Source organism: Candidatus Protochlamydia sp. W-9 (assembly GCF_001950615.1).
In the GTDB taxonomy this organism is placed as follows: Bacteria; Chlamydiota; Chlamydiia; order Chlamydiales; family Parachlamydiaceae; genus Protochlamydia; species Protochlamydia amoebophila.
In genome coordinates this window covers 1-6,423 of the sequence record NZ_BCPZ01000198.1, presented here as the reverse complement: position 1 = coordinate 6,423, position 6,423 = coordinate 1, and the positions used below count along the sequence as shown (strand labels likewise).

Sequence of the window (6,423 nt, the reverse complement as noted above, 5' to 3'; positions counted from 1 at the left end):
ATTAATACAATTAAAATTTAATTTTTATATTATATAATTATTTTTTATTTATTTTGTTTGAGAAATAAATTTTAATAACATAAAATAATTATTAAAAAATAATAGGAAAATTATGGAATCTTCTAGCTATTATCAGATATCTTCTCTTTCCTTAGACAACTGGGTATCGCTTGCTGATCAGCATTTAGAATTACAAAATACTGGCAAAGGAAAGTATCTATATATTAATAAAAAAAGTGTTGCTCAGTTTCTTTATGAAGAAACAGCAAATAAAGAATGCTTTTCAAAAATTACTTTAAATAAAATATATAAAATTACTCAAAAAAAATTAGAAAATAGTAGTAATATTGATGATGAAGAAAAAGCAAATAAGCTTTTAAAAAAAGTAAAATTAAAAATAGAAGAAATAAAGGCTGAGACTGTTGAAAAATTATCTAGCGCATTTTTTCCAGTCGAAGTAAAAAAAATAGAGAATAAAGAAACAATTTTAAATTTTAACAATTACATTGAATCGAGAAAAATAGATAATGAAGGAAATATAATCGACGAAGAAATGTCTATCGAAGTTAGGAAGACCTTAGAGGAGGCTTTTACTTTTATAAGGAGTCGAGCGGGTACTGTAGGAGTTTATAGCTTTTCAGGTGGACCGGATTGCGGAGACATTAAAATAAAACTTTGTGATGCAGAAGAAGTAGCTTCACATATAGTCGCCGATAAATTTTTTCAATCTTTTGGATTTATTACTCCTCATTACTGCGCTTTAAAGACAACTTCTGCTTTAGGTAGTTTAGTTTGTACTCAATTGAAAGAATTAGCAAGAGTAGTTTATCCGAAAAACAGCGAAAAATTCCAAAGTAAAATTGAAGATTTAAATTATATAGTTGTAATGAAAGAAGTTCCAGGAACTGCATTCGATCAATTAACTAAAGATGTTGTGGAAAATATTTTTTTAAATGATGCGCTTATCTATAAAAATATATTTTTTTGTTTGGGGAAAATGATTTTTTTAGACACCTTTATTAAAAATAAAGATCGATTAAATTGGGAAAGCCAAAATAATGGGAATTATTTCCTTTCTTTAAATAATTTGAATAGTAATCCGATTGTTTTAATAGATCATGATTTTATGATTCAAAAGGTTTTCCTTAAAAATATTAAAAATGATTTAATTCAATTATTTGAAACCCAAAATAAGAAAAAAATTTCTTTGTTAAGTAAGACTTTGGATAATTTATTGAACGGATTTAGAGACAAATATAAATGGACTTCCAAAGAGATGGAAAACTTGACGAAAGGAAATAAAAATTTTATAAAGGAAGCATTGTATGAAGGTGTTAGCCGAGCTGCGCTAGAATTAGTAAGCATGTTTCCGGATAAAAATGATGAATCTCGTTTACAAGAAATTTTAGTTCTTCCTGCTGAATTAAAACAATTTTTAATAGCTAAAGAATTTTTTGAACTTGTAGAAGAGGTAAGAAAAATAATAAAGGAAAAATTATGATTAACCTTAATAAATTGCAATCTCAGGCGAATTTGTTAATAAGCCTGAGTAAAACGATGAAAAAAGAAGATCTTACTTTAGATCATTTGGACATTATTGATAGTTACATTGGTAGAACGGAATTAAAAACTACCTTTATTTACGAATGGTTAAAGGAACATAGAAATTTAGCTATGAAAGAAAGCACTCATCCTAAATTTAATATTATTAAACAGGATTTTGCTAATCATTTAGATAAACGAGTTGCCACATTAAAATTTTATCTTAGTGATCAGAATAAAAAATCCCAAGTTTACTTTCAAAAAGGCATATTGAGTGATGAACTATGGCGAGAGAATAGTAAAAAAGAAAATACAAACGAAGTAGATTTAGTAAATATAAGTATGCAAATACAAGATCTTTTATTTACTTGTGAAGAAGTGATCTCATACCTTACCTCTCAAGCTAAAGTTTTAGCTAAAAATGAAATCAACCCTTTTATTGAAAAATCCCTTTCCGTTTATTTAAATTTACTGCCTACAACTTTTCCTTTAGATTTGAAAGAAGATATACAAAAAAATTTCAAAAAACTAGAAGAATTAATTGTTGAAGAAGATTTTGAGAAAGCTAAAGACCAATTAGCAAAAACAAAAGAGCAGATAAAAGCTAATTGTTTATATGTAAGATAGTAGTTCAAACTTCGTCACACAAGAGAAGAGACTTGTTCGTATAACTGACAGAGTAGGTTTTTTTATATTACAAATTTGGTTGATTTTTTAAATTTGTTAACGTACTTGTTCGGGATTTCAGGTGATGAAGTTTTTGAGGAAAAAATTTAAGCTTAATTAACTTATAAAAAGTTTTATCGCTTAAAACATAATAAGCTTTATAAAATAACTAAAAATCTCTTATTTATTTTGAATAACTTGTTTGGAAGTTTAGGCCCCACAAGAGATGACCAAATAAGGTCTTTTTTTGCCTACTTCAAAAATACTAACTATGGGCAAACGATTATTCTTAATGACATTATCAAAAAATAATCGTATTTCGCTTAAAACCTAAGTTTTTTTCCAAGAGAGCGCTTTTTTCGAAAATTTTTGCTTAATAGTCAAAAATTCACTGAAAATACGCTTAATTTGTTCTTTAAAATACACAACTTTTGATCATACAACTATTTATTTTAGTAAGAATTGTATTGCTTGAATAACTTAAGCTCAAAATTTTTCGTTTTTATTCCTCATTCTATGCATAGAATAAGTTAATTGGCTCTAAAATGAAGGTAAAAATTACCCATTTGGCTGGAATTTGGCCTTGATTTTAGAGCTTACTTTTATGTGTTAATCTTTGGAACGTGCTTTTTTTCCTCCGAATTTAAAGGCAACAAATTTTTTAGAGAGTCCACTCGAAATGGCATTATTTATCCCTTTAGAACAGACTATGGGTTCAGAAGAGGTTACTTCTTTGAGAGTAAGGGAGAAAGAAGTGCCTACCATGCTGGTGCTGTGTGCATCATGGTATATGATCAGCTTAAAGAATTTAAAAACTTCTTGACATTGAAAATAAGCACTATGACCTTGCACAACAGATGAGGTATTAATTAGGCAAACATTTTTTGCGATAGGTTTTTGTTGTATATTTTTGCTGAGACGTCCGAGAGGTTGCGTAGAATCGATAACATGCAGCCATGGCAGGACTTTATCATTGCAGGAATAAAGCACATAAATTTTTTTAGCATTAGATAGCGCTCGTTTTAAAGTGGTACATCCTTGACCATCGCACTCAAAAATACTTTTTTCTTCAAGTGCTCCTCCAAGAAGGAAAAGATTATCAATTTTTGGGCTGGCTTTTTGATTTAATGCGTGCATGGCAACTATTGTTCCCATGCTATGAGCTACAATGTCTACACGTTCCGCTACTGATCGTATTGAACACAATATCTTCGGTAAACGCTTCTTAGCAGCGTCTAGCCCATTCTCTTTTGCTTGGCGATATTGATAAAATTTTGCGCAAGCAGGATATAAATAACCAATAACAGCGTCATATCTATCTCCAACTTTATCAGAAACGCTTCGTAATGTTTTTAACGCATCCTCATATTTCACTGTGAATCCATGAATAAGAATTAAAATTTTACGATTAGAAAAATTTTTAAAATTAAAATCTGTGTATGCCTGTATGTTTTCTTCCAAGTAAATTTGAACAGTAGAAGAAATAAGACTGGCATTTATTATTTTGGTCTCAGGCGAGAATTTATGGCGATCGGTAAAGTTCATACGATCGCTAATCAAATAAAGTTCTTGTTCAGAATCAGAGTCAGAATCTAAGTAAGGATAATTGTATTTATGAGTAAGAGGATTTGATTGTGAATTTTCATCATTTGTTGAGGCCTTTTGACTTAACAAATAAACTTTTTTTCCACTTTTTAAACAAATCGGACTTGTATGTAGGTCCATTGTGACTGAGGCTGCCATCATTTTGATATGAAGATCTTCCTCGGTATCTGAATTTGAATAATCAGAAGATGTACAAAAAAATGGGTTAGTACTTTCACAGTTCACTGGAGGAAAAAGTGGATTAACAACCGAAACGTCATTTACGTGAAAAAGTGGATTAGAATCCGATCCAGTACTTCTACAATTCATTAAAGCCTCCTAATTTGTTATTATAAGCATTTGTATACAACCTAATAAATGAAAATATTAACTTGATAATTTAAAAAACATTATTAATTAAATAATAATTTAATAAAATTATTATAATAAAATATTTAAAATAAGTCTATCAAAAAATGGATAATTAAAATTATTAATTTTTAGCAAATTTGAAAAGTAATTGTTGCTTATTGGCTTATGTATAGTTTTCCCAGCCGCTTAATAAGATTTAATTTTGCAAAATTTTCCAGTAGATTAAGTAAGAAGCTATTAGAAAGTCTAATTTATCTTCGAAAATTAGTCTTATTAACTCTATTATTGTTTCGAATATTCGATCATGCTCTCCAATATTGTCAAATAGTTTTTATTATATAAATATTTCATTTTATGGTATTCATGCTCTAATAAATGAAAATGTAGGATTGCGCGGGAAAACATTAATTTTAATTCCTCTGAATTAGCTATGGAGCTAATTAAGAGTGTACGAATGATTTTTTTTCAAAAAATGATTATTTCACTGAATTTGGAAAAATCTATAATAAATAAAGTTATTTAATTTATTTGAGGCTCAACATGAATTTAACAGATATCTTTCTAGGAAAAAGAAAATTCTTTGTGAAACAAACTTTATCGAAAAGTTTTTAGTAGTAAACTGGAAAATAAAGAATTGTATTTTAAAGCAGACTACAAAAACGCGATTGCAAGGAAAGAGTTGCCTGAAAATAAATTCTCAAAAAATAGTCGTATTTTGCTTAAAATCTAAGTTTTCCTTGTTAGGAGAACCTCCTTTTTGAAAATTTTTACTTGTTAGACAAAACTCTACGGAAGATACGCTTGTTTTGATCTTTAAAACACGCAACTTTTGATCATACAACTATTTATTTTAGTAAGGATTGTATTGCTCGAATAACTTAAGCTCAAAATTTTTCGTTTTTATTCCTCATTCTATGCATAGGATAAGTTAATTGGCTCTAAAATGAAGGTCAAAAATACCCATTTGGCTGAAATTTAGCCTTGATTTTAGAGCTTACTTTTATGTGTTAATCTTTGGAACGTGCTTTTTTTCCTCCGAATTTAAAGGCAACAAATTTTTTAGGAAATCCTCCCGAAATGGCATTATTTTTCCCTTTAGAACAGACTATGGGAAGCTTTGAAGAGAATAATCCATCAGAAGTAAGAGAGAAAGAAGTACCTACTAGGCTGTTGTTATCTTGGGCATTATCGTATATAAATTTAAAGACCTCTTGACTTTGAAAATAAGCACTATGACCTTTCACAACGGAAGTGGTATTAATTAGGCAAACATTTTTTGCGATAGGTTTTTGATGTACATTTTCACTGAGACGTCCAAGAGGCTGCGTAGAATCGATAACATGCAGCCATGGCAGGACTTTATCATTGCAGGAATAAAGCACATAGATATTTTTAGCATTAGATAATGCCCGCTTCAAAGTGGTACATCCTTGGCCATCACATTCAAAAATACTTTTTTCTTCAAGTGCTCCTCCAAGAAGGAAGAGTTTATCAATTTTTGGACTGGCTTTTTGATTTAATGCGTGCATGGCAACTATTGTTCCCATGCTATGAGCTACAATGTCTACACGTTCCGCTACTGATCGTATTGAACACAATATTTTCGGTAAACGCTTCTTAGCAGCGCGTAGCCCATTCTCTTTTGCTTTATGATATTGGTAAATTTCTGCACAAGCAGGATATAAATAACCAATAACAGCGTCATAACTATCCCCAACTTTATCGGCAACGTTTAGTAATGTTTTCAATGCATTCTCATATTTTACCGTGAATCCATGAATAAGAATTAAAATTTTACGATCAGAAAAATCTGTATATCCAAAATTTTTGTATGCCTGTATGTTTTCTTCCAAGTAAATTTGAACAGTAGAAGAAATGAGTTTGACATTTACTATTTGGGTCTCAGTCGAAAATTCATGCTGATTGGTAAAGCTTTCACGATCGCTAATCAAATAAAGTTTTTTCTCAGAATCAAAGCTAGGAATAGAACTTTCGTTATCAAAGCTAGAACTTTCGTCATCAGAGCTAGGAATAGAACTTTCGTCATTCGTTGAGACTTTTTGACTTATCAAATCAACTTTTTTCTTACTATTTAAACCTGGTGAATTTGTCTGCCATGTTTGCGGACCCACACCCAGTGTGGCTAAAAATTTATTTATACTAAGCTCTCGTTTTTCAGCATCTGAATTTGGATAATGTGAGTTAATATCCGAGCTAGGAATAGAACTTTCGTCATCAGAGCTAGAACTAGAACTTTCG

The 6,423-nt window shown here is 29.9% G+C and carries 4 protein-coding genes; 2 read left to right on the top strand and 2 right to left on the bottom strand.

Annotated elements, in window-relative coordinates; genetic code table 11:
• Nucleotides 1–112 precede the first annotated feature (112 nt).
• Together BU804_RS06370 and BU804_RS06365 are read left to right on the top strand one after the other, a co-directional pair.
• A complete protein-coding gene (locus BU804_RS06370; RefSeq protein ID WP_075883436.1) occupies nucleotides 113–1,501 on the top strand; it encodes a hypothetical protein in 1,389 nt (462 codons plus the stop codon).
• A 56-nt stretch (nucleotides 1,502–1,557) separates the two neighbouring features.
• On the top strand, nucleotides 1,558–2,169 hold the full coding sequence (locus tag BU804_RS06365) for a hypothetical protein (protein WP_143298945.1): 612 nt from the start codon (nucleotides 1,558–1,560) through the stop codon (nucleotides 2,167–2,169).
• A gap of 648 nt (nucleotides 2,170–2,817) precedes the next feature.
• On the opposite strand, the gene BU804_RS06360 is transcribed toward BU804_RS06365, so the two are convergent.
• On the bottom strand, nucleotides 2,818–4,122 hold the full coding sequence (locus tag BU804_RS06360; protein ID WP_075883434.1) for an alpha/beta hydrolase: 1,305 nt from the start codon (nucleotides 4,120–4,122) through the stop codon (nucleotides 2,818–2,820).
• A gap of 1,049 nt (nucleotides 4,123–5,171) precedes the next feature.
• Nucleotides 5,172–6,423: alpha/beta hydrolase (locus BU804_RS06355; protein WP_075883433.1), on the bottom strand; the 1,252-nt coding region annotated here is incomplete at its 5' end.